Source organism: Phocaeicola faecalis, assembly GCF_021730445.1.
Taxonomy (GTDB): Bacteria; Bacteroidota; Bacteroidia; order Bacteroidales; family Bacteroidaceae; genus Phocaeicola; species Phocaeicola faecalis.
This window is the reverse complement of record NZ_JADNRM010000001.1, coordinates 126184-148527: the sequence shown is the minus strand read 5'-3', so window position 1 is coordinate 148527 and position 22344 is coordinate 126184. Positions and strand designations below refer to the sequence as shown.

Genomic DNA, 22344 nt, shown 5'->3' with positions numbered 1-22344 from the left:
GACTTTGGCACGTTTTCTGCATTATTCTTTCAGAGAACGAATAGAAACATAAGTTTCTTATACACTTTAATGGGGTGCTCCGTTGCGAAACGAGGCCCTCCTTTTAAGAGGAACAATAAAACAAAAATAAGATATGAAAGAACTTTATTATGTAATTCAGACATTGATTCACGGACGCGGGGCCAATCTTATAAAGATTGTCTCGCTGACTCTAGGTTTGACGGTCAGTATTCTAATATTCGCACGCGAAGCCTTCGAGTTTAATTACGATACGTGTTATGAGGATTCCGAATGCCTGGCTGCCGTGCAGATTGAGTGGGATATCAGTGGAGAGAAAAGTATCGATTTTAGAACATTAGGCCCTACAGCCGCTACCATAGCCGAAAATTTTCCAAAAGAAGTAGAGAGTGCTACAGCGACGCATTTCTGGTGGGGAGGAAGTTCTCTTTATAAAGATGGAGTCCGTTTCAGTCCGGGAGTATTGGTGGCCGACAGTTGTTTCTTTACAACCATAAGGACAAAGATTTTGCAAGGGCAACCTTCGGAAATGAAGAATCCTGATATATTGTTTATCAGTCGGAGCTTGGCACAGGAAATGTTTGCAGGAGCTAATCCTATAGGTGAGACGGTATCATATAATAAGGGTATGCCAATGACTATAAAGGGTGTCTATGAAGATTATCCGGAGAACTCAACGTTCTATAACTCGAGAGTTATCGTGCCTTTAGCTACCGCCCTGAAATATGGATGGAGCTATTGGGGCTGGAATGGCGGTTCCAACTATTATGCTTATATCCGCTTACGCCATCCTTCTGACATGGAAACGATAAATAACCGCATCGACCAAATGTTGGAAAAATATATTCCGCAAGAAGATAAAGACAACAATTATACTTGGTCGCTCCGCCTGATTCCTTTTTCTGATTTGAGACTGGCCAGAAATTATGACGGTATGGGCATTATCTGGATATTACTTATCTTGGCCGCTATCTTGCTGTTTACCGTAACATTGAACTATGTACTGATTTCTATTTCCTCATTGAGCCGCCGTGCCAAAACCATTGGCGTGCATAAGTGCAATGGAGCGTCAGGATGGGGAATCATGAAAATGTTCTTGTGGGAAACAGGGATTCTTATTTTCATCTCTGTTCTGTTGATGGCTTTCCTGATGCTCAATTTTAAAGAACCGCTTGAAAGGATGGCAGACGCCAGTCTAAGCGCCATGTTTACATACGAGAATCTGTGGGCTCCCGCCTGTGCCGTACTGTTTATCTTCATAGTGGGTGGTGTGCTGCCCGGACTGCAGTTCTCAAGGATTCCGGTTACACAGGTTTTCCGCAGATATACCGAAGGCAAAAAAGGCTGGAAACGTCCGTTGCTGTTCATTCAATTTACCGGCACGGCATTTATCTTTGCATTGTTGGCACTTGTATTGGTGCAGTCAAATCACATGACGAATATAGACCGGGGATTCAGTACAGAGCGTATGGCTTTTACATATTATTACTTCAGCAATCCGGAGAATGCACGTTCCACCTTCCAAAATTTACCTTACGTGGAATCTGTTGCGAGTAGCAGTCTGCCTTTGTATGAAGGAATGAGTGGCTGTTTGGTATCTACAGAAAGCGGAAAGCAATATAGTATGCGGGGCAATTCGATTGATAAGGACTATCTTTCGTTTGTGGGAATAAAACTGAAAGAAGGCCGTAACCTGCAACAGAAAGGTGAAATCGTAGTCAATCAAAAATTCTTGGAATTTATGCGTTGGGAAGAAAACCCTATCGGACGCCAAGTGCGTAACAATGATGAAATATTGGGGACTATTGTGGGAGTGACGGAAGACTTCCGCTCATCCAATCCTGTATTTGTACCGGAGGAACCGGTTGTCTTCCAATACCGTTCTGATTTTAGTGCTTGTCTGCAAGTGAAATTGAAAGAGCCGTTTGATGAGAATTTGAAGAAACTCAATGAAGATATGAAGACCATTTGGCCCGAGGGAGACTTAAACTTTGTACCCGAGTCACGAGCGATAGAACTACAACTCAGTACTGTGTCCGACTTCCGTAGCGTTGCTCTCATGGCCTCCATTACCATCCTTTTTGTTACCTTGATGGGATTGATAGGCTATATCAATGACGAGATGCAACGCCGCAGCAAAGAGATAGCCATCCGTAAGGTGAATGGGGCAGAGGCATCCTCCATTTTGCTCCTGCTTTCGAAAGATGTATTTTGGACCTCGATGCCTGCCGTGTGTATCGGAACATTGGGAGCCTGGTATTTGGGAGCCCTGTGGACCGACCAGTTTTCAGAAACGGCTGATTTCCCGATATACTATTATATCCTGATAGCTTTCATCTCTTTATTTTTTATCATCGGTTGTGTGGTGATAAAGACATGGAGAATAGCAAATGATAACCCAGTGAACAGTATTAAAAGTGAATAATCAAATAATAAAAAAAGACATGATACAGATTGAAAATTTGAGTAAGGTGTTTCGCACTTCAGAAGTGGAGACTATTGCATTGAACCACGTAAGTATGGAAGTTAAAGAAGGAGAATTTGTCGCTATCATGGGCCCTTCCGGTTGCGGTAAATCTACTTTGCTGAATATTTTGGGATTGCTGGATAATCCAACCGAAGGAAGTTACAAACTGATAGACAAGGAAGTGGCAGGACTCAAAGAGAAGGAGCGTACACAACTCCGCAAAGGAGTGATTGGTTTTGTTTTTCAGAGCTTCAACCTGATAGATGAGCTGAATGTTTTTGAAAATGTAGAACTGCCTTTGACCTACTTGGGCATTAAGGCGAGTGAACGCAAGGAACGTGTTCTCGAAATTTTGAAGCGTATGAACCTCAGTCACCGTGCCAAGCACTTCCCCCAACAACTGTCGGGTGGCCAGCAACAACGTGTTGCCATCGCACGTGCCGTGATAACTAATCCGAAACTGATTCTGGCGGACGAACCTACCGGTAACTTGGATTCTAAGAACGGGGGCGAAGTGATGGACTTATTGACAGAACTGAATAAAGAGGGTACCAGCATCGTTATGGTAACCCACTCACAACACGATGCAAGCTTTGCTCATCGCATTATCCACTTGTTTGACGGTAGTATTGTAGCAAACGTCAAAGAGTAACAGCCAAATACAACCAAAATGAAACAACTATATTATGCAATCCAGACGATTCTTCACGGGCGTGGAAGCAATGTGACGAAAGTCATCTCCCTTTCACTCGGATTGATAATCGGCATTCTGCTATTTTCACAAATAGCTTTTGAATAGTGAGTAATTAATAAAAAACGAATAGTATGAAACAACTATTTTATGCAAAGCAAAATATTATCAGAGGAAAGAACTCGACTTTCGTTAAAATCGTGTCTCTTACTTTAGGGCTATTTATTTCCATCATTCTGTTTGCACGGGTAGCTTTTGAATTAAATTATGATACTTTTTATCAGGATGTGGATCGGGTGTATATTATCAAGACAGCCTGGAATGATGAAAAAGACGGTTTGGGTGACTTTGGATCATATATTATTTACCCAACGGCAGGAACTATACTCAATAGTTTTCCGGAACAAGTAGAGTCGGCGACCACACTTGCTGATTTCTGCTCTAATGTGTTGGTACACGGTAACACAAAGCATAAGGGCAATATTATCATGGCCGATTCTCTTTACTTCCCGACGATGGGTATTCAACTATATGAAGGAAACCCTTTGGATTTGGCTATGCCCGGGGTTGTTTTTCTTTCACGCTCTTTTGCGAGTGAAATATTCGGAAGTGAGAACCCGATAGGCAAAAGCCTCGAATACCCAATGTGGGGGAAAGAACATTCTTTGATGGTAAAGGGAATTTATGCTGATATACCAGAAAACACATCACAGAATCGCTCTCAAGCTGTAGTATCCATGTCCAGTTTAGGATTTTATACAAATCCACGCTTAGACTGGACCAGTGGCGGAAATTACAAAGGTGTTGTCAGGCTGAAGCATAAAGGGGATGCTGCATACATAAACGACAGAATTAATCCCATTATAGCCAATTATTTGCCCATGGAGCATTTTAAAAGCCATGGCACAACGGGTATTAAGGTAGAGATTTCCCCTTTGGCAGAACTCCATCTCGAAAATGAAAAGGTAATGACGATGATTTACATTATGCTATTATTGGGATTTGCATTACTTTTGACAGCTACATTGAACTATGTACTCATCTCTATTTCATCTTTGTCCTATAGGGCTAAAGGCGTTGGGATACATAAATGCAATGGGGCCGGATTGACAAGTATATTTGGAATGTTTCTGTGGGAAACTGCTATCATCGTAGGAATCGCTGTCCTATTGGTTTGCTTCTTGATTTTAAACTTTCAGGATAAAATACAAGAACTGACAGGGGTTTCATTGAAAGGACTCTTCGATATACATAATTTATGGGCCCCTATATTAGTTGTATTATTTCTGTTTGTTGTCGGAAGTATCTTACCGGGCAAACTGTTTTCTTCTATATCTGTCACCCGGATATTTCACCGTTACAGTGAAGGAAAAAAACAATGGAAATATCCGTTACTGTTTTTTCAGTTCGGAGGTACCGCATTTCTATTAGGTGTAATGTGTATTGTATTCGCACAATATCATTATGTTATGTCTAAGGATTTGGGCTATAACACAGAACGTCTGGCGTATGTGTATCATAGCTTTCCTCAACCTGAAAATACGTTAAGTAACCTGCGTCATCTACCTTATGTGGAAAAAGTGGCTACAGCCGATTTGGATATGACAGAAACCCGTTCGCCTTTTCATGTGAAAGACAATAGTGGTAATATTCTTTTTACCCCTCGTATGAACTGGTTTGATAAAGACTTCTATTCATTTATCGGTATCAAGTTAAAAGCAGGAAAATTTCCTTCCGGGCCGGGTGAGATACTTGTCAATCCGGAATTTGTGAAAGAAATGGGGTGGACAGGCAGTGGCGTAGGTGAGGTCGTTCCTGAGCATGGCACTGTGACAGGAGTTCTTGATGGCTATTTCTTTGCAAACAGGGCAGAAATGCCGCCTTTTGAAATTCAATGCTTGAATGAAAGGAGAGGAGATTGTTTTCATGTTCGACTGAAAGAACCATTTGATGATAATTTTCGACGATTGAATGAAGACATGAAGAAACTGTATCCTCAAGATGAGGTTATATTCAAGTCCCATGATTCCGAACTAAAGAAAATCTTCCATTCCACTCGCATTTTCCGTGATTCTACACTGTTGGCGAGTATTGCGATTTTAGCTGTTACGCTAATGGGATTGATTGGTTATACCAATGACGAAGTGCGCCGTCGGAGTAAGGAAATAGCCATCAGGAAGATTAATGGGGCAAAAGCCATTTCGATTATGTGGCTACTGTCTCGTGATGTGAGTTATATTGCTTTGCCCTCTGTCGTGATTGGTATTATTTTGGCAGCGTATGCAGGAGAATTATGGCTGAGTATGTCTAGAGATATAATGCCTGTTAATCCTTTACTTTATATTGGAGCTGCAATTATGGTATTGGCTTTTATTTTTGGTTGTGTCTTTACTAAAGTATGGAGAATTGCCAATGCAAATCCTATCCTCAGTATTAGAAACGAATAATATTTATTTTCTTTCTGGATATACGGAAATGGGGCGACTGTCTTTTTTAACAGCCGCCTCGTCCTTTTTACCCTAATACCTTCCTTTAAAATAGACTTCCGTACCGTCAAGCAAACCACTTAGTGTATTGTCGCTCATTCGGATACGCTCAAAGTAAGAGACGTCACCCGGTCCGTAGTTCATACGGATACATGTTTGTGTATTGTTATCCCAACTCCAGTCAAAGTAATATATGTCTTCAGTTACATAGCCATTTCGATATTCCACCCGTATATAGTCTTTTCCGGTACGGTTTTCATAAAAGTCCAATCGCTGGGTGTAATACTTTCCATCTTGTTCCCAACTTTCCTGCCATGTACGGCTGCACAGTTCATGTGTCTTTCTATAATATACCTCACTATAATCATCGTTATCATACCAACTGTCTATTTCTACTTCGCATGAAGTCAAACTAAGCATGGTTACGACAAATGTCAATAGGCCGAAGTATTTCATTATCTTTGTTTTCATAATCCATTTGATTTTAGTTACTGTTTCTGTTTTTCTTATACTGCAAAAATAGAAGGGGAAAATGATACTATAAAGAGAATATTACTATTCGTATAGGGAATTTCCCTATTTACAAGAGGGATTCGCGAATGTTGGATAGCAGGAATAAGTAATCGGGGTTATTTAATCTGTAAATTATCTACAGGAATTATGTGCCGGATAGTTTATCTTTGCAGTTGGAAAAGGAACAAAAATAACATAACTTTTAAACTACGTAATTATGGCAAAGAAAGTATTGGTATTATCTTCCAGTCCGCGTCGTGGCGGAAACTCGGATACGTTGTGCGACGAGTTTATGCGTGGAGCAATGGAAGCAGGCAATGAAGTGGAAAAGATATTTCTACGTGACAAAACAATAAATTACTGTACCGGGTGCAGCACATGCAGTCGTTACAATAAGCCCTGTCCGCAGAAAGATGATGCTGCTGAAATATTGGAAAAAATGATAGCGGCAGATGTGATAGTAATGGCAACTCCGGTTTATTTCTACACGATGAGTGCTCAAATGAAGACGTTGATAGACCGTTGCTGCGGACGTTATACAGAGATGGGCAACAAGGAATTTTATTTTATTGCCACTGCTGCAGAAGAAGACCGGAAGCTGATGGAACGTACCATTGATACTTTCCAAGGATTCTTGGACTGTCTGGAGAATCCGGTTATCAAAGGAGTGGTGTATGGAGCCGGGGTTTGGCACACCGGAGAAATAAATGATAAACCGGCGATGCGGGAAGCTTATGAGATGGGCAGACACTGTTTGGAAAGTTGATGAAAGTTGCTTTCACACATAACAGGCATCGCAATCTCCTGTTGATGGGGTTTTTGTGTGAAGGGCACATTCTCTGTACCTTTTCACACAAGAACTTCATGAATAAGGCGTTAAAGCTGGATAATCAGAATGTAACTTGACCTTTTTATTCCATTGGTATAGAATAACTCGATTTTTCTATATACATTTGTAATGTGAAAAACAGGAAAAGAACATGAAGAAGAAAATATGGATATTGGGCTTGTTGTTGACTGCCATTGCCTGTAAAAATACGAATAAACAAATTTCCGTTGGCAGTAAAAGCGCAACGTTGACAGACTCTTCCGTCGTGAAAATAATCCCGGAGTATGCTAAAGGATTCAAAGTAACCTACACCAATCAGGCTTGTCTGCTTGATATTCAAGACCCGCAAAATGAAGAAAGCCAGTCTTTTCATTATGCTTTGGTGCCGCGAGGGATGAAGGCGGAAAATATTCCTGCGGATTATACCGTGATTGAAACTCCTATACGGAGTGTTATCTGTATGACTTCCCTGCAACTTTCCAATTTTATCAAACTGGGAGAACTGGATGCGGTAGTGGGCATTACCAGCACACGCCATCTGTTTAACAAGGAGATGAACAGCCGCTTGAAGGAAGGGAAGACTCATAAGATAGGTATTGAGGGAAACTTTGACAATGAGGTGATTATGAGCGTTAATCCTGATTTAATATTGATTTCTCCTTTCAAGCGTGGGGGCTATGATGCGTTGAAAGAGGTGGGGATTCCTTTGATACCGCATTTGGGATACAAGGAGATGACTCCTTTGGGGCAGGCCGAATGGATAAAGTTCGTAGGTTTGTTACTAGGGAAAGAAGACAAGGCCAACGGGCAGTTCGCTGCCATCAAGAAAAGATACAACGAACTGAAGGAGCTGACCGGTCAGGTAGTCAAACGTCCGGTGGTTTTCAGCGGGGAATTGCGGGGCGGAAATTGGTATGCCGTGGGAGGCAGGAGTTTCCTTGCCCAACTGTTTGAAGATGCGGGAGCCGACTATTTTCTGAAGGATGATGAACGTTCGGGAGGAGTGACTCTTGATTTTGAGACAGTCTACAGTCAGGCAGCCGGTGCCGATTATTGGCGTATCGTGAATAGTTACCAAGGACAATTCTCCTATGATGCCTTAAAAGAGGAAGACGCTCGATATGCTGATTTCAAGGCGTACGAAGAGAAGGGAGTCGTTTATTGCAATATGCGTGAGAAGCCTTTTTATGAGAGTATGCCTACCGAACCGGAAGTGGTTTTGGCGGATTTAATCAAAGTGTTTCATCCGCAGCTTTTGCCCGAACACCAGCCGGGGTATTATGAATTACTGAAATGATAATGACCACTCCGTGGCAGGAATTGATTTCTCTCTTTTCAAAGGGGGGAGCCTATGCTATAAAGTTCCGATTAATCCTGCCGGGAGTTAATGAAGATACGACATGAAACGACCTGTTGCATTTTATATGTTATTGATAACAGCTTCCATTCTTCTGTTTTTCTTTTTGAATCTGGTATTGGGATCGGTTTCCATACCGCTCCGTTCGGTGTGGAACATTCTATGGGGAACGGGAGATGAATCGGTCATTTGGCAAAACATCATTTGGAAATCCCGGGTACCGCAGGCTCTTACTGCATTGGTGGCAGGAGCCGGACTCTCTGTCAGCGGTCTGCAGATGCAGACGGTTTTCCGCAATCCTTTGGCCGGACCGTCGGTATTGGGCATCAGTTCGGGAGCCAGTATGGGAGTTGCCTTTGTGGTGCTTCTTTCGGGTAGTCTGGGCGGTGTCGCTTTGAGCAAACTGGGCTTTATGGGAGAAATAGCCCTTACGATAGCTGCCATTGCAGGTTCGCTGTCCATCATGGCGCTCATTGTTTTCGTTTCTCAGAAAGTAAGAGGTAATGTCACTTTGCTGATTATCGGTGTGATGATTGGTTACATTGCCAATGCGGTCATCGGTGTGCTGAAATTTTTCAGTGTGGAAGAGGATATCCGTGCATATGTCATTTGGGGACTGGGGAGCTTTGCCCGTGTATCGGGAGACCAGATGACATTGTTCATCTGTATCATGCTGGTATTGCTGCCGCTTTCCTTTCTGTTAATCAAGACATTGAATCTGTTGTTGCTGGGAGATGCATACGCACGGAATCTCGGATTGAATATTAAACGCGCCCGCCTGCTGGTCATTACTTGCTCGGGGGTATTGGTGGCTATTGTCACTGCTTATTGTGGTCCTGTCATATTTCTAGGATTGGCCGTTCCGCATCTTTGCCGGGGAATGTTCCGCACGTCAGACCATCGTATTCTCATGCCTGCTTCTTTATTGGTGGGTGCGTCACTGGCATTGGTGTGTAACCTAATTGCCCGTATGCCCGGTTTCGAGGGGGCGTTGCCGGTGAACTCGGTGACGGCTTTGGTAGGTGCTCCGGTGGTGATGTCGGTCTTGTTCAGTAAGCGTCGTAATGAAATGAATGAGTAATGATGAAACAGGATACTATATATATTCGGAAACTGACTACTGGTTATCCCGGAAAGGGAAGCACCAAGATTGTAGCAAAGGATATTGATGCAACAATCAGCAGTGGGGAGCTGACTTGCCTTTTGGGAGCGAATGGAGTGGGAAAATCTACTTTATTGCGTACTTTGTCCGCCTTTCAGCCGCCTCTAGGAGGAGAGATAGAGATTATGGGAAAGAAACTGACGGAGTATACCGATAAGCAGTTGGCGACAGTCATCGGGGTGGTGCTGACCGAGAAATGCAGTCTGCGGAATATGACTGTAGAAGAACTGGTGGGTATGGGCCGCAGTCCTTACACCGGTTTTTGGGGGAATTTGGGTAAAGAGGACAAGCAAATAGTAGAGAATGCCATTGCGATGGTGAGGATTGAGGACTTGAAATACCGGGTGGTGCATACCTTGAGTGACGGTGAGCGTCAGAAAGTAATGATTGCGAAAGCATTGGCACAGGAAACTCCGGTGATTTTCCTGGATGAGCCCACTGCCTTTCTTGACTTTCCCAGCAAGGTGGAGATTATGCAGCTGCTTCATCATCTGTCACGTTCTACCAACAAGACGATTTTTCTTTCCACCCATGATTTGGAACTGGCGTTGCAGATAGCCGATAAGATTTGGCTGATGGACAAGGTGAATGGGGTGACTGTCGGGACTCCCGAGGACTTGTCCATAGACGGATGTCTGAGCAATTTCTTTTCCCGTAAGGGAATCGTTTTCGATATGGAAACAGGCCTGTTCCGCATTGACAATGAGTTTGAGAAAGAAGTTCGTCTGCTGGGGCATGGGAATAAGTATGCCATGGTGCGGAAAGCTTTGCAGCGGAATGGTATTCTGGCGAACCGACATGTTGATTCTGATTTTTATATCGAGACCGGAGATATGAATACAAGGGGGTATGTGATTCATCCGAAGGAAGGAGAGGTAGTCAAGGTGGATACGATAGAGGATTTGTTGAAGCAAATGAGGGCGTTGTTGGCTTCCGTCAGATAAGAAATATCATCCACTCGTAGGGGCAGACCCATGTGTCTGCCCGAAAACACTTCACGTATGCATTCGGGCGGACACACGGGTCCGCCCCTACGGTTCACGTATGCATTGGGTCTGCCCGAACCAGGGGATGTAGGCTTTAGCCTGATGATTATCTGCCTATATGAGAAATCATTGGTTACTGGAAAAAAATCTCCCTACCTTTATATTCTGAACGGAATATTCCCTTCTTCATCCATCAATAGAATCGTCAGTTCTCCTTCAGGCAGCAGGGGAGCGCAATGCTTCGAACAATGTTTTAACAGACACGGAAAGAACCGTCTCCGGTCTTCTTCGGACAGTGAAGACCATAATTCGCGAGCCAATGTAATCCTTTCTATCATGCTTCCGGCGGAAAAAGAACATCCGGCTTCCAGAGCCACCTGTTTCAGGAACTCTTTATTCATCACCACCTTCTTGCTGTGTGTGTCCAGGTTTCCTTCAGCCAGCTTCACCGCTTTCCCTATCATGATTCCCATGGTAACGGATGAGATTTTTAAATCGGCAGCTATTTTAAGGGTTTCACCGATAAAATTGCCGTAATGCACAAAAGCTTGGGCAGGCAATTCCGGATATTCCTTCTTCACAAAACGTTCGCTTTTGGCTCCCGAATTGATGACGAGCCTGGGTGAACCGACAGCCACACAAACCTCAACTTCCCTGCGAATGGCTTCGACAAAAGCTTCGGAGGAGAAAGGGCGGACAATTCCCGATGTTCCGATAATGGAAATGCCATCCACAATTCCCAGTTTGGGATTGAAAGTGCGTTGTGCCAGCTCTTTTCCTCCGGGTACGGAGATGGTGATATCCAGTCCTTTGTCATAAAGGGCCGATAATTCCTTCGTCATCATCTGCCGGGGAGTAAGATTGATGGCAGGTTCTCCAATCTCTAATCCCAGCCCCGGAAGTGTCACCCGGCCAACTCCTTCACCTTGCAGAAAACGAATGCCCGGATGGTGGCTGAAACTCACTGTTGCCACAATGGATGCGCCATGGGTGACATCGGGATCATCTCCCGCATCTTTGATGACGGTGCACGTAGCATGGTTCTTTTCTATTCCGGTGTGAGCTACCGGTAAGGTCATCTCCTCACCATTGGGAAGCTGAAAAGATACCGTTTTCTGTTCTTCTCCTAAAATCAAAGCCATCAGTGCCGCCTTTGAAGCCGCAGTGGCACAAGCGCCTGTGGTATAACCGCTTCTTAAAGGATAAAAATCAGGGATGTTTCGTTCTATCTGTTTCCTCAATCCATGTTCTCCCGTAACGGTAATGAAATGTTGGGGAAGGGGAGGACGTTTTATGGCAAAGACCAGAATCTTTGCAGCTTGCGCAGCTTTCACTTTCTCGGGAAATCCCCCGGATTCTCCGCTCTCTTTGGTGAGAATGGCTTGCGGATGCAGTTTATCTATTAAAAGCGATTCGGATTCTCCGGCATGATAGAATACCAAATGTTCTTTAGAGAAACCTTGTTTTTGGGCTAAAGTGATGGAGGCATCCCGTTCCAGTACGCGGAACCAACAAGTGTGTTTTTCCCAATAAGGACGCAGTTTCCCGATGGTCTGTACTCCGGTCAGTGCCAGCAGATGATTGACTCCAGCTTTCTCCAGTCGGCAGATGGCATCCGTGTAGTCTTCACACCAAATGATGGCCTGCGTGCGGGGAGGGTATTTTCTTTCAAAACGTATGACGGGGAGGTTGAGCGCCCGGCATGTCTCGGCCACTGTCTGGTGGAGCTGTGAGGCAAACGGATGGGCGGCATCCACTAACAGGCGGATGTCATTTTTACGGCAGAAGCTTTTCATTTCCTCTGTGTTCATTCCTCCGGTGACACGGATGCCGTGCTTGCATATTATCTCCTGCCACTCTTCCTTGGTAGAGTAGAAGTAAGACTTTCCGGCTTCATCGGCAACTCTGACAGCGGTGCGTCCTTCGGTGGTTCCTCCTAAAATCAGTATCATAAATGATGATGAATGATTATTTTCTGAACAAGTGCTTGAATTCGTGCGCATAAAGCCGTGACAAACCTTTCCGGTTGTCTATCGCTTCGCCTACCACCAGTAAGGTAGTCAGCGTCAGGTTATTGTCACGTACTATCTTTGCCAAATCCTTCAATTGTCCCCGGTAAATCTTCTCCTCCTTCCAAGTCAGCTTATAACAAGCTGCCACCGGAGTTTCGGGAGGATATGCCTTCATCAACTCTTCCTGTACCTGTTCCACAATGCCCGCACTTAAATAAATGCACATGGTACTTTGTGATTGCGCCAGTTTATGCAATTGTTCTTTTTCGGGCATCGGGGTGCGGCCCTCTCCCCGGGTGAGGATAATGCTTTGCACTTTTTCGGGAATGGTGAATTGTGACCTCAATGCCGCTGCAGCCGCTTGGAACGAGGAAATGCCCGGCGTGATATGATAACTCATCTTATATGCATCGAAGAAAGCCATTTGTTCCTGAATGGCTCCATAAATGCAAGGATCACCGGTGTGCAGACGCACCACAAACAATCCTTTATCATAAAACGCTTTCATCAATGCAAACTGTTCTTCCAAATCCATACCGGCGGAACTGCGTACTGTTGCTCCTTCCTTGGCATAATAAGTCAGCTCGCGGGGCACAAGACTTCCGGCATACAGAATGAGGTCTGCCTTTTCCAACATCCGTTTTCCGCGTACGGAAATCAGTTCGGGATCACCGGGACCTGCACCTACTATTTCTATATGTCCGCCACGTAAGGCAATGGCACTGAGGGCGATGGCGAAAGTGAAATGATTTCCTTCTGTCAGTACTCCCTTTTGCTTTTCCAACACGAGTGTTCCTTCACCACTGCTTTTCAAGGCCGTGCTTTCGGCCACTCCATAAATGCCGGTCACTTCAAAGGCCTTTTCAGACGGATTAGGAACCTCGATTCCTTTCAGCTCATCCGAAGTGTAGATATGTGTCTCACTTTCCGGCCATTGTTGCCGAAGAGTTTCCAACAACGGTTCGTCTTTCTTTAACTCAATGGTATTGACCGAGGCCAGAGAAAGCGGACAGAGGCGGTGCTCACGCATCACTTCCTCTATATATCCGGCTATTCCTGCCGGATTGCATTGCTTCCGGCAACCCACTCCCAAATGAAATACGGCAGGGCGGAAACAGAGCATCGGAATCTCCGCACTATATATATAAGGTGTAACGGCTATCATCAATCCGAATTCCGATTGGGGAATATCTTCGAAATGATAGAATACTTTTACGTGTTCCGGAAGCGTACGTTCCAGATAATCCGTACCTTTATCTTTTATATCGAGCAGCAATGCGGTCGGTTTCCGGTTGACAAAAAGTGTAATCAATCTGTTCATCTCCGCATGAGCGACGGCTGTTTTCCAACCATATTCTGTAGCCAGTATGTCCAAAGCCCACAATCCGGCGTTGTCACTTTGGGTGGTAATCACCGCTTCGCCCCCTGTGATGCCGGCAATATGACGGGTCAGTTCATTGGCTCCTCCCACATGTCCGGAGAGTACCGAAATGACGAAACGCCCCGTGCTGTCCACGCAGACCACTGCCGGGTCTTTATACTTGTTTGTTAGGCAACCTGCCATGCTGCGTACGCAGATTCCCAAGGCACCGATAAAGATGATACTCTCGAAATCATTGAAATGCTCTTCCATAAACCGGTGGTAGGATGCGATGGAAATGCAACCTTCCCATTCATTCTTGGTGTAGATAAGGGCATCTTTCAGTTCCCCTTGCAGTGTTTTTGCCAACGGCAGGCTGGCTTCTGATATCAGTATGATTGCTTTCATTGTTATCTGTTTTATATCATTTATTCCGCTTTCATTATCTCTATCGGATTAAAGGAATCCACAGCAACACGGATACACTGTGTCACTTTTCTGTTGATTTGCGTTATCCCTTTCATGAACAGCGCCTTGCTCTCTTCCGAAACAGAATTGAAAACAATGACTCCGTCAGGCAGCAGCACTTCATTGATTTTTTGTAGAATCTCTGCCATCTTTCCTCCGTGTCCTCCTATAAATACGGCATCGGGAGCAGGAAGTCCGCTGATATCCGTTTCCAGAAAATCACCGATAAGGGCCGTAATGCCCGGCGTACCGAACTTACGACTGTTGCTTTCCATCAATTCTTTACCTTCCGGGCGTTGTTCGAATGCTGTCACTTTCAGTTCCGGAAATTGGAGCTTGGCCTCTATCGATACAGAGCCGGTGCAAAAGCCGATGTCCCAAAATGACTTCTTTTCCCTCAACGCCAGCATACTGAGAGTGAGCAGGCGGACAGGCATTTTGGTAATCATTTTACTGCGTCCGTTCAGCAGATGAAACTCACCCTCGGGAAGTCCGAACGGACGGGGACGCACCTTGCTTCTCTCCAGTATCAGACAATTGGGAAAACGGAAGACGGATTGGGAAGCTTCCTCCAAGGAGAGTGTGCGCACAGACTCTTCCTCACGGTTTCCTAATGCCTCGCCTACGGTCATGCGGTAGTTGTCATATCCGTACTCCAACATGCGGGCCGCTATTGTGCCCGGCGTTTTCTCCCGGTCGGTCAATACGCCCATCAGTTTCTCTCCTCTGATTAAAGCGGAGTCGAAAGCATCCCAAGGACGTCCGGTCAGTGACAGGGTGCGCATATCCTGATAGGGGAGCAGCATGCGGTGTGCCAGCATCTGCAGGGAGTTGAAGGTAGGGAATAAGACCACCTTTGCCGACGGGAGTTTCCTTAGGACGGTATTGGCAAAGCCGAAGAACAATGGGTCTCCCGAAGCAAAAACAATTACTTCGGAATGCCCTTCGTAGTGGGAAAACACTGTATCCAGAGGGACAGTGATATCTATCCATACGGCATTTTCCGGCAAATAAGCATGTACCAGTTCATGATGACGTTTCCCGCCCGAGAAGATTTTTCCCTGAGAAATCAGCTCCCGTATCTCAGGGGAAAGGAATTGATTCCTGTCATCACTTATACCTATTATGTAGAATGTTTGCATAGGCTTATACATCTCTTCCCGGTCTCAGTTGCTCCGCATCATCGAATGTGAGGATGGCATTCACCAGCGTTGCCGCCAGATTGCTGCCTCCTTTGCGTCCTTCTACAATCAGTTTGGGAATATGGCTGAAAGGTTTCACCTGATGTTTGCTTTCGCAAACGTGTACAAAGCCCACCGGAGCTGCGATGATGCCACATGGATGTGCTTTTTCTTTTCGTATCAGGTCACACAGTTCCATCAATGCCGTGGGAGCGTTGCCGAATACATACAAAGCGTCCGGATGTTCCTCCACTGCCATGCGTATACCGGCCTGCGTACGGGTAATTCCCTTTTCTTTTGCCAATGTTACCGCGCGCTCATCGCCGAGATAGCATTTCACCTCGATGCCCATCCGTTCCAACGCACCTTTGCGGATGCCCGATGCTGCCATCGTCACATCAGTGATAATCGTGCGGACGTTGCCTTCACTCAATATTTTATGCAGGTGCTCTACGGCAAGGGAGTCCACACGCAATAGATTCTCCATCTCGAAATCGGCCGTAGTGTGAATGGCATGCAGTAATGCCCATTTATGGCCTGAGGGGATATTTTTATTTTTCAATTCTTTCTCGATGGTACGGAAACTGTTGATCATAATTTCCTGACCGATTCCTGCCGCACCGGTGGCCGTTTCCCGATAATAACCGCGCGGAGTGATAAACTTTCCTTTCCAACGATAGGATTGGGAGTTGCCGATCAATACCACAGTGAACATATCCACCTGTTCGGGATTGAACTCTTGCAAGGTGGTGAGGGTCACTGTTTCTTCCTCACGTCCCGCCTGTCGCACAAACCCTACCGGGGTTTCGGGCGCGCGTTCTTCCAGAAAGATTTCTTTCAGCCGGTAGAGCTGCCAATACCGTCCTTCGCTTTTAGGATTATAGACTGCCGTGACAAAATCTGCCATTGCAGCCGCCCGGATGCGTTTTTCAATCCGTTCCCACGGAGTCATGAGGTCGGAGAGGGAAATCACACAGAAATCATGGCCGATGGGTGCCCCCAACAGGGAAGCCGCTTTCTGAAAAGCGCTGATGCCCGGCAATACCTCTATCTCAACTTCGCTGCCACGCTCGCGTTTCATTTCGTAAACCAGTGGGGCCATGCCGTAAATTCCGGCATCTCCCGAGCTGATGACACATACCGTTTTTCCTTGTTCCGCCAGTTCGAAAGCTTGTTCGGCACGTGCCTTCTCGCGTTTCATTCCGGTGTCTATACATTCCGTTCCCGGCTCCAGATAGGGCTCGATAAACTGAAAATAATATTTATAGCCGATTACTACATCGCTATTCTTTACCGCCTGTATCACGGCAGGGGTAATATCTTCGGGGGAGCCGGGACCAATGCCGGCTACGATTAATCGGGGCTTTTTCATCCTTCTATAACTAAATTAGTTCTCCTTGAAGTTAAGTTTAAAAGTTCACTTTCATTGCTTTCAGCCATGATATTTGCCAAGCTGGAGAAGATTATCCTGAAAGGCATCCCTTCATCCAGCTCTCATCCGCTTTCAGGCTTTCACATAGATAGGTTGGAAGTGGTAATTTGTATTTTTTATCTTGTGCTCTCTTAGCAGTCGGGTGATATGCCGTCCTGCCGTGGTGCGTGTCAGTCCGCACAGTGACTCCAGTTCCTTGCGGGTAATGCTGTCGTGTGTTTCCAGATATTCCAGCAGTCGGGCTTCTATGGTTTCGTTGTCCATCCGCTCGGAGTGTTTTCTGATGCTTGAACGTTCCACTTTCAAGTGTGTCATTTCTTGGTTCAGTTCCTTGTCGGGACGGAACTTCACCGTCTTGTAACTTACATGGTGGGAACGCGTTTTAGGATTTGTTGCCCCGCTGTCACATTGTAATGTAACTTGGAAATATCCCAAGCCTTCCAGATGCACACGTTCTCCGCCTAGCAGCTTTTCTGCCAGTACGCGGCTCAGTTCGGCCAGACAAGCTTTTATATCCCCTCTTGTCAGGGTGCACGAGGTGTGAATATTGCGTATAATCTGTTCTGTATCAACGGTGCTATAACTCACTACGCGTGCGTGGTATTTCTTTTCTCCTTTTTTATCGTCGGGAGTAGGCGTTTCATAAAACTCAAATTTAACCGCCATGTTTCTTGTTTAAATAGGTTGTGTTTCCTGTTTCCTATGGAAGGGCTTGACTGCTCACAGCTATGGGGAGCGCAGCCCACGGCAATGGAGAGCGCTCCCCATAACTATGAGCAACGCTCCTCATTAGTATGGGGAGTGAAACTCTTTCGTACAAAAGTAGTTCTTTTTTCGGTGAAAAGAGAATATCTCTCCCTAAAAAAACAAGAATAGGGTAGTCGCTTCCTTATCTCCTTTTGCCTGGCGGGTTATAGGGGATTCTAAAAGAAATGACATGATAAAATGGAGCACCATGTAATTGAGCATTTAATACAAAACAGGGATGATAGAAAATAATTTCATAAATACGTTGCGCAGGTTGATTAATTAGTTAACTTTGTGGCACTGAATACAGGTAATATGATAGAAAAAAACAAATATATCCGCCAAATAATAGTATATGCTGATTATTTTAAAGAGTTCAAAAAGACTTTGTCAAGAAAGACATTGGAAAAAGTATATCAGATATTTATATATGTGATGACATTGGAACGGATTCCTGAAAGATATTTGAAGGCGATTACATCAGTAAAAGGATTATATGAGATTAGGATTGAAGAAGGTGGAAACATTTATCGAATATTTTGTTGTTTAGATGAAGGAAACTTGGTAATACTGTTCAATGGTTTCCAAAAGAAGACACAAAAAACACCGGCAGAAGAAATAGAACGGGCTTCTAGAATCATGAAAGAATATATAGCAAAGAAAGAAAGGAGAAACAAGGTATGACAGAAGAAGAAATGAAAACAATAGGTTGTACTCCCATCGAGGATTTGATAGCCGAAGATTTTGGCGACCCAGGCACTCCCGAACGCAACGAGTTTGAATGCAACGCGGAAGCGTTCATCCTTGCCGAGCGTTTGAAGGAAGAACGCCTGAAAGCCGGGCTTACGCAGGAACAACTTGCAGCGAAGATAGGTACAAAGAAATCCTATATTTCGCGTATCGAGAACGGAAAGGTAGATGTGCAACTGTCCACTCTGTACAAGATTTTTCAAGGGCTGGGCAAACGCGTCAGCCTGACCATCTTGTAATTCGGCATTCTCCGTTTTTTACCTTGCCTCCGTCCTGCCGTTTTAATCTTTTCTATCGGATTGAACGGCAGGGTGGGGATGTTTTTAGATGAAGTTATGTTTTTCTTTTTTTAGAATACATAGACACGGCATGGCTTCCCGGTGGAAGGTATTTCCTTGTCAATTTCAATCTTTAATTTTTTTACATTCAATATTTCCTCTCCCTCCAGCATCAGGCACATAATAAGAAAACAACCGTTTTTTTCGCATTCCATATCGAATAACCGGTGTTGTGAGAACATGCCTAACCCATGTGAGTCGATAAGGATGAACTTTGGATGGTTATGAAGCAATGCAGCCAGAGAGTCCCAATCAAGCTTCATGTCAAACATGAAAAAATTTTTAGTTGCATAACCGTGGGTTGCCATATTACCGGTATATAAAACCAATGCTTTTCCTTCTATGTCTAAGCTTTTGAAATATTCATCATCAGGTAGTCCGTTCCGGCAATCTACTACTAGGGTATCTGTTACATATTCTTTATGGCGGGGAGCTTCCATATAGCAATCCATGTGGGTACCGATGTGCCCGAGGCGTTCCGTTTCTTTGGCATCAAGTTCGAACTGTGCCAAATCTTCATCACTTAACTGTAAATGCAGTTCTTTGGTAATCGTTTCTTGTTGGTACATATTTTCAGATTTTAAAGTTTAACCTAATGAAAGAATCAACAATTGAGCCGTAAGCACGCGCAGGAACATGGCAAGCGGATATACAGTGGCATATCCCACGGCCGGAGCGTCACATGAGGTCAGGTCATTGGAGTAGGCGAGGGCAGGCGGATTGGTGTTCGCCCCTGATAATACACCGATGAGGGTATAATAGTTCAGCTTGCATATATATCGTCCGATGACTCCCATCAGCAAGAGAGGTACTACTGTAATAAGGGCTCCATAGGCAATCCAGATATAACCGCCTTCATTGACAATCGTTTCTATAAAATCTTTTCCGGCTCCAAGGCCCACACAGGCAAGGAACAAAGAGATTCCGATTTCCCTGATCATCAGATTGGCGCTCATGGTGGTATATGTAATCATTTTGTATTGTGGCCCGAAACGGCTGATAAGAATGGATACAATGAGCGGACCGCCTGCCAAACCTAGTTTGACCGGTTGTGGAATGCCGGGGAACATAAATGGAATGCTTCCCAAGATGCACCCTAATGCGATGCCGATAAAGATGGGGATAAGATTGGGATGATTCAGTCTCTTCATGGAATTTCCCAAAACCTTTTCGGCATGACTGACAGCCAGTTCGCTACCTACCACTGTAACACGGTCGCCCATTTGTAACTGTAAATGTGGGGAGGCTACAAGGTCTACTCCCGAACGGTTGATACGGGTGATGCTCGCACCGAAGTTATTTCGTATCTTAAGTTGTGAAAGCATCTTTCCATTTAGCTCAGGCTTTGTAATCAAGATGCGGCGTGAGATGAGTTTCGTATTTAGTTGTTCCCATTCCATCTCTACCTGTTTGCCGAAAAACACAGTAATCGCCTCAATGTCAATCGGGTTCGAGATAACCAGAATCTTGTCATCAATATGTAATACCGTTTCTGAATTTACCAGTTCCACTTCCTGCTGTCCGTCATGATGGCGTATGCGCGAAATGACGAAGTTGCGGTTTACCAAAGGACGTATTTCCTTAATGGCCTTCCCGTGTATTGCTTCATTTTTTATCTCTAATGTAACGGGGCGTACGGTCAGTTCCTGTAAATGTCCCAATCCTTTTTCGGCATCGGCTTCTTCTTGGGGCGTTTTGATGTTGAGAATGTATTTCAGTGCCAGTAAAGAAAGGATGGCACCAACCACACCCAAGGGATAGGCAACAGCATATCCCATTGCAATTTCCGGTGCATCTATCCCGTTTAAATCACTGTTGGCCTGTTGGGCTGCACCAAGGCCGGGAGTATTGGTTACGGCACCGGAGAGGATGCCCACCATGGTGGTGATGGGGGTTCCGGTAGTGAAATGCAAGATAATAGTAATGATTACACTGGTAAAAATAGCACCCATGGCCAACATGTTCAGCGTAAATCCTCCTTTCTTAAAGGCTGAGAAGAAACCGGGCCCCACCTGCAAACCAATGGAATAGACGAACAGGATAAGACCGAATTCTTTTAGAAAATGCAGCAGATGCTCATCCAGATTCAGATTGAAATGACCGAATACGATACCGACAAAAAGAATCCATGTGACACCAAGTGAAATGCCGGATATCTTTATTTTACCCAGCATAATGCCAAAGGCGATAACCAGTGACAGAATAAGTACGGAGTGGGCCACACCGCCACCCCAAAGGTTGGGATATCCTTCAAAAAGGTTTTCAAGAAGTTCCATAGCATCAAAAGATTATATTTATTTTTTTAATCAAGTCTTTATTGTATATTTAAAACTCCACCTGTCATGCAGGCCGGTAAAAGTATCCCCGGAGAAATCACTTCTGCGGGGATACACACATTGAACAATTACACCGGCATATTGCCGTGCTTTTTGGGTGGACTGCTTTGGTTCTTGTTGCTTTTTATTGATATTCAAATAGCTTTCCCTGGCTATAGCCGGACCTATAGGGTAGGCCTCGTCAGCATACATCACATGGTGAGAAGTGCGGTCGGCTTCTGAAAAGACAGCAACAGTCCGTATGCCCATTTCTCGGCAGGAACGCATTACACGTAAGGCTATTTCACCTCTGTTGGCAATCAATACTTTCTTTATCATCTTTCTTCTTATTATAATGGGGGTTAATTTCGCAGGCATAGAAACTGGCCTTGACGGTCTTCAGGCAGTCATGGCACAGGCAATCGGAATAATTCTCCATTAAATAGGTGCGTTGCAGAGCATCCAGTCGGACCGTTGCGCAATGGCACAATAAAATATCATTGTGCATACAATCAAATGTTGCACCACAACGTGGACATACCTTTTTCATAGGCATTCCTCCCATAATTTTTTTATTTCCTTATTTCCTTTCGTACTGCTTTCCTAATCCCACGAGTAAAAACAGCCTTTAATGAATGGCAGGTCTTCTGACTGACTCCTTATCTTGAAGCCTTCCCGACATGAGGATTGTCACATCAGTGGCAAAGGTTTTTTTTCAAGATTCCAGCAGAGCTTCACAGCAGCGGGACTGTCCGGGATTTACACCCGATTCCCTTTTAATCCGAATAGCAGAGAAGTCTATTCGAAACCAATTCGGGACAAAGATAATGGATTTTATAATTAAACGAAGCGGAAAAGATGAAAAAAGTGATGCCCGAAGTTTTTTTTCTTTTTCCGGTTGCTTTATTGATTTAATTCCTAACTTTGCCAGTGATATCGGTTTCCGGATTAGCCGTCAGCGTGAAACGGAATTAAAAGGGAATCCTGTGCAAGTCAGGAACTATCCCCGTAGCTGTAAGTTTTATCCTCCATCATGTGAGGAAGTGTTGTGACATTCTTAGCCACTGGTTGTTGTGAGAACCGGGAAGGCGTTACAACGGAAACGAGTCAGAAGACCTGCCGTTATTGTTTATATCATTCAAGGCTTTCGGGTGAAAGGCGATAGAACGAATCATACTGATCCATTTTATTACTGGTTTCCATGAATTGTCGTGTGTGAAAGACTTATATTG

General features: G+C 44.7%; 19 protein-coding genes, 1 pseudogene and 2 riboswitches. Of the genes and pseudogenes, 10 read left to right on the top strand and 10 right to left on the bottom strand.

All coding sequences use genetic code 11. The features are described 5' to 3' along the window. Positions 1–133 precede the first annotated feature (133 nt). The 4 genes from IR173_RS00700 to IR173_RS00690 are packed head-to-tail and all read left to right on the top strand — an operon-like array spanning position 134 to position 5623. Positions 134–2443, top strand: coding sequence for an ABC transporter permease (locus IR173_RS00700; protein ID WP_237037784.1), 2310 nt, complete (start codon positions 134–136; stop codon positions 2441–2443). 19 nt (positions 2444–2462) lie between these two features. Beyond that, positions 2463–3137: an ABC transporter ATP-binding protein gene (locus IR173_RS00695; protein ID WP_237037783.1), complete on the top strand. Its 675-nt coding sequence runs from the start codon at positions 2463–2465 to the stop codon at positions 3135–3137. 18 nt (positions 3138–3155) lie between these two features. Continuing rightward, entirely contained in the window at positions 3156–3284 is a 129-nt protein-coding gene (locus IR173_RS18045; RefSeq protein WP_262914258.1) for a hypothetical protein, read from the top strand. Between the two features lie 26 nt (positions 3285–3310). Continuing rightward, on the top strand, positions 3311–5623 hold the full coding sequence (locus tag IR173_RS00690; protein ID WP_237037782.1) for an FtsX-like permease family protein: 2313 nt from the start codon (positions 3311–3313) through the stop codon (positions 5621–5623). A gap of 72 nt (positions 5624–5695) precedes the next feature. Here IR173_RS00690 and IR173_RS00685 read toward each other — a convergent pair whose 3' ends face one another. After that, entirely contained in the window at positions 5696–6133 is a 438-nt protein-coding gene (locus tag IR173_RS00685) for a hypothetical protein (RefSeq protein ID WP_237037781.1), read from the bottom strand. A gap of 259 nt (positions 6134–6392) precedes the next feature. On the opposite strand from IR173_RS00685, the gene IR173_RS00680 reads away from it, so the two are divergent. The 4 genes from IR173_RS00680 (at position 6393) to IR173_RS00665 (ending at position 10467) form a co-directional block, all read left to right on the top strand. Then, positions 6393–6941 carry a flavodoxin family protein gene (locus IR173_RS00680; RefSeq protein WP_237037780.1) on the top strand — a complete coding sequence of 183 codons (549 nt, stop codon included), beginning with the start codon at positions 6393–6395 and terminating at the stop codon, positions 6939–6941. 214 nt (positions 6942–7155) lie between these two features. Next, positions 7156–8301 (top strand): ABC transporter substrate-binding protein, encoded by a 1146-nt coding sequence (locus IR173_RS00675; RefSeq protein ID WP_237037779.1) that lies wholly within the window; start codon positions 7156–7158, stop codon positions 8299–8301. A 103-nt stretch (positions 8302–8404) separates the two neighbouring features. Beyond that, positions 8405–9442 carry an iron ABC transporter permease gene (locus IR173_RS00670; RefSeq protein ID WP_237037778.1) on the top strand — a complete coding sequence of 346 codons (1038 nt, stop codon included), beginning with the start codon at positions 8405–8407 and terminating at the stop codon, positions 9440–9442. Beyond that, positions 9442–10467 (top strand): ABC transporter ATP-binding protein, encoded by a 1026-nt coding sequence (locus IR173_RS00665; RefSeq protein ID WP_237037777.1) that lies wholly within the window; start codon positions 9442–9444, stop codon positions 10465–10467. The genes IR173_RS00670 and IR173_RS00665 overlap by 1 nt, the downstream gene beginning before the upstream one ends. Before the next feature lie 200 nt (positions 10468–10667). Here IR173_RS00665 and cbiD read toward each other — a convergent pair whose 3' ends face one another. The 5 genes from cbiD to IR173_RS00640 all read right to left on the bottom strand — a co-directional run bounded on the left by cbiD (position 10668) and on the right by IR173_RS00640 (position 17628). Beyond that, positions 10668–12461 (bottom strand): cobalt-precorrin-5B (C(1))-methyltransferase CbiD, encoded by a 1794-nt coding sequence (gene cbiD / locus IR173_RS00660; protein ID WP_237037776.1) that lies wholly within the window; start codon positions 12459–12461, stop codon positions 10668–10670. 16 nt (positions 12462–12477) lie between these two features. Continuing rightward, a complete protein-coding gene (gene cobM / locus IR173_RS00655; protein ID WP_237037775.1) occupies positions 12478–14289 on the bottom strand; it encodes a precorrin-4 C(11)-methyltransferase in 1812 nt (603 codons plus the stop codon). Between the two features lie 20 nt (positions 14290–14309). Then, the gene (gene cbiE, locus IR173_RS00650) at positions 14310–15491 is read right to left on the bottom strand and encodes a precorrin-6y C5,15-methyltransferase (decarboxylating) subunit CbiE (RefSeq protein WP_237037774.1); all 1182 of its coding nucleotides are present in this window, start codon (positions 15489–15491) and stop codon (positions 14310–14312) included. Between the two features lie 4 nt (positions 15492–15495). Continuing rightward, a complete protein-coding gene (gene cobJ / locus IR173_RS00645; RefSeq protein WP_237037773.1) occupies positions 15496–16902 on the bottom strand; it encodes a precorrin-3B C(17)-methyltransferase in 1407 nt (468 codons plus the stop codon). Between the two features lie 132 nt (positions 16903–17034). Further along, positions 17035–17628 carry an HU family DNA-binding protein gene (locus IR173_RS00640; protein ID WP_237037772.1) on the bottom strand — a complete coding sequence of 198 codons (594 nt, stop codon included), beginning with the start codon at positions 17626–17628 and terminating at the stop codon, positions 17035–17037. A gap of 396 nt (positions 17629–18024) precedes the next feature. On the opposite strand from IR173_RS00640, the gene IR173_RS00635 reads away from it, so the two are divergent. Beyond that, complete coding sequence (locus IR173_RS00635; RefSeq protein WP_237037771.1) at positions 18025–18393, top strand: type II toxin-antitoxin system RelE/ParE family toxin; 369 nt, start codon at positions 18025–18027, stop codon at positions 18391–18393. Continuing rightward, on the top strand, positions 18390–18698 hold the full coding sequence (locus IR173_RS00630; RefSeq protein ID WP_237037770.1) for a helix-turn-helix domain-containing protein: 309 nt from the start codon (positions 18390–18392) through the stop codon (positions 18696–18698). The genes IR173_RS00635 and IR173_RS00630 overlap by 4 nt, the downstream gene beginning before the upstream one ends. A gap of 110 nt (positions 18699–18808) precedes the next feature. On the opposite strand, the gene IR173_RS00625 is transcribed toward IR173_RS00630, so the two are convergent. From IR173_RS00625 to IR173_RS00610, 4 genes and pseudogenes are all read right to left on the bottom strand, one after another. After that, on the bottom strand, positions 18809–19366 hold the full coding sequence (locus IR173_RS00625; RefSeq protein ID WP_237037769.1) for a cyclase family protein: 558 nt from the start codon (positions 19364–19366) through the stop codon (positions 18809–18811). 18 nt (positions 19367–19384) lie between these two features. Then, positions 19385–21073, bottom strand: coding sequence for a putative transporter (locus IR173_RS00620; RefSeq protein ID WP_237037768.1), 1689 nt, complete (start codon positions 21071–21073; stop codon positions 19385–19387). A 182-nt stretch (positions 21074–21255) separates the two neighbouring features. After that, positions 21256–21451: pseudogene (locus tag IR173_RS00615) on the bottom strand (biotin carboxylase N-terminal domain-containing protein); the annotation flags it as partial. Then, positions 21417–21668, bottom strand: a complete 252-nt coding sequence (locus tag IR173_RS00610; protein WP_237038402.1) for a cysteine-rich CWC family protein — start codon at positions 21666–21668, stop codon at positions 21417–21419. The gene IR173_RS00610 and the pseudogene IR173_RS00615, both read right to left, overlap by 35 nt. A gap of 64 nt (positions 21669–21732) precedes the next feature. Continuing rightward, positions 21733–21940: riboswitch (cobalamin riboswitch) on the bottom strand. Between the two features lie 92 nt (positions 21941–22032). Next, positions 22033–22250, top strand: a riboswitch (cobalamin riboswitch). Positions 22251–22344: the final 94 nt, after the last annotated feature.

What these genes read in the sequence shown, in the direction of transcription:
- cobJ (WP_237037773.1), bottom strand. Translation starts at nt 16,902, where the DNA reads ATGAAAAAGCCCCGATTAATCGTAGCCGGCATTGGTCCCGGCTCCCCC.
- IR173_RS00610 (WP_237038402.1), bottom strand. Translation starts at nt 21,668, where the DNA reads ATGCCTATGAAAAAGGTATGTCCACGTTGTGGTGCAACATTTGATTGT.
- IR173_RS00635 (WP_237037771.1), top strand. Translation starts at nt 18,025, where the DNA reads ATGATAGAAAAAAACAAATATATCCGCCAAATAATAGTATATGCTGAT.
- IR173_RS00625 (WP_237037769.1), bottom strand. Translation starts at nt 19,366, where the DNA reads ATGTACCAACAAGAAACGATTACCAAAGAACTGCATTTACAGTTAAGT.
- cbiE (WP_237037774.1), bottom strand. Translation starts at nt 15,491, where the DNA reads ATGCAAACATTCTACATAATAGGTATAAGTGATGACAGGAATCAATTC.
- IR173_RS00685 (WP_237037781.1), bottom strand. Translation starts at nt 6,133, where the DNA reads ATGAAAACAAAGATAATGAAATACTTCGGCCTATTGACATTTGTCGTA.
- IR173_RS00675 (WP_237037779.1), top strand. Translation starts at nt 7,156, where the DNA reads ATGAAGAAGAAAATATGGATATTGGGCTTGTTGTTGACTGCCATTGCC.
- IR173_RS00630 (WP_237037770.1), top strand. Translation starts at nt 18,390, where the DNA reads ATGACAGAAGAAGAAATGAAAACAATAGGTTGTACTCCCATCGAGGAT.
- IR173_RS00620 (WP_237037768.1), bottom strand. Translation starts at nt 21,073, where the DNA reads ATGGAACTTCTTGAAAACCTTTTTGAAGGATATCCCAACCTTTGGGGT.
- IR173_RS00700 (WP_237037784.1), top strand. Translation starts at nt 134, where the DNA reads ATGAAAGAACTTTATTATGTAATTCAGACATTGATTCACGGACGCGGG.
- cobM (WP_237037775.1), bottom strand. Translation starts at nt 14,289, where the DNA reads ATGAAAGCAATCATACTGATATCAGAAGCCAGCCTGCCGTTGGCAAAA.
- cbiD (WP_237037776.1), bottom strand. Translation starts at nt 12,461, where the DNA reads ATGATACTGATTTTAGGAGGAACCACCGAAGGACGCACCGCTGTCAGA.
- IR173_RS00680 (WP_237037780.1), top strand. Translation starts at nt 6,393, where the DNA reads ATGGCAAAGAAAGTATTGGTATTATCTTCCAGTCCGCGTCGTGGCGGA.
- IR173_RS00670 (WP_237037778.1), top strand. Translation starts at nt 8,405, where the DNA reads ATGAAACGACCTGTTGCATTTTATATGTTATTGATAACAGCTTCCATT.
- IR173_RS00640 (WP_237037772.1), bottom strand. Translation starts at nt 17,628, where the DNA reads ATGGCGGTTAAATTTGAGTTTTATGAAACGCCTACTCCCGACGATAAA.
- IR173_RS00690 (WP_237037782.1), top strand. Translation starts at nt 3,311, where the DNA reads ATGAAACAACTATTTTATGCAAAGCAAAATATTATCAGAGGAAAGAAC.
- IR173_RS18045 (WP_262914258.1), top strand. Translation starts at nt 3,156, where the DNA reads ATGAAACAACTATATTATGCAATCCAGACGATTCTTCACGGGCGTGGA.
- IR173_RS00665 (WP_237037777.1), top strand. Translation starts at nt 9,442, where the DNA reads ATGATGAAACAGGATACTATATATATTCGGAAACTGACTACTGGTTAT.
- IR173_RS00695 (WP_237037783.1), top strand. Translation starts at nt 2,463, where the DNA reads ATGATACAGATTGAAAATTTGAGTAAGGTGTTTCGCACTTCAGAAGTG.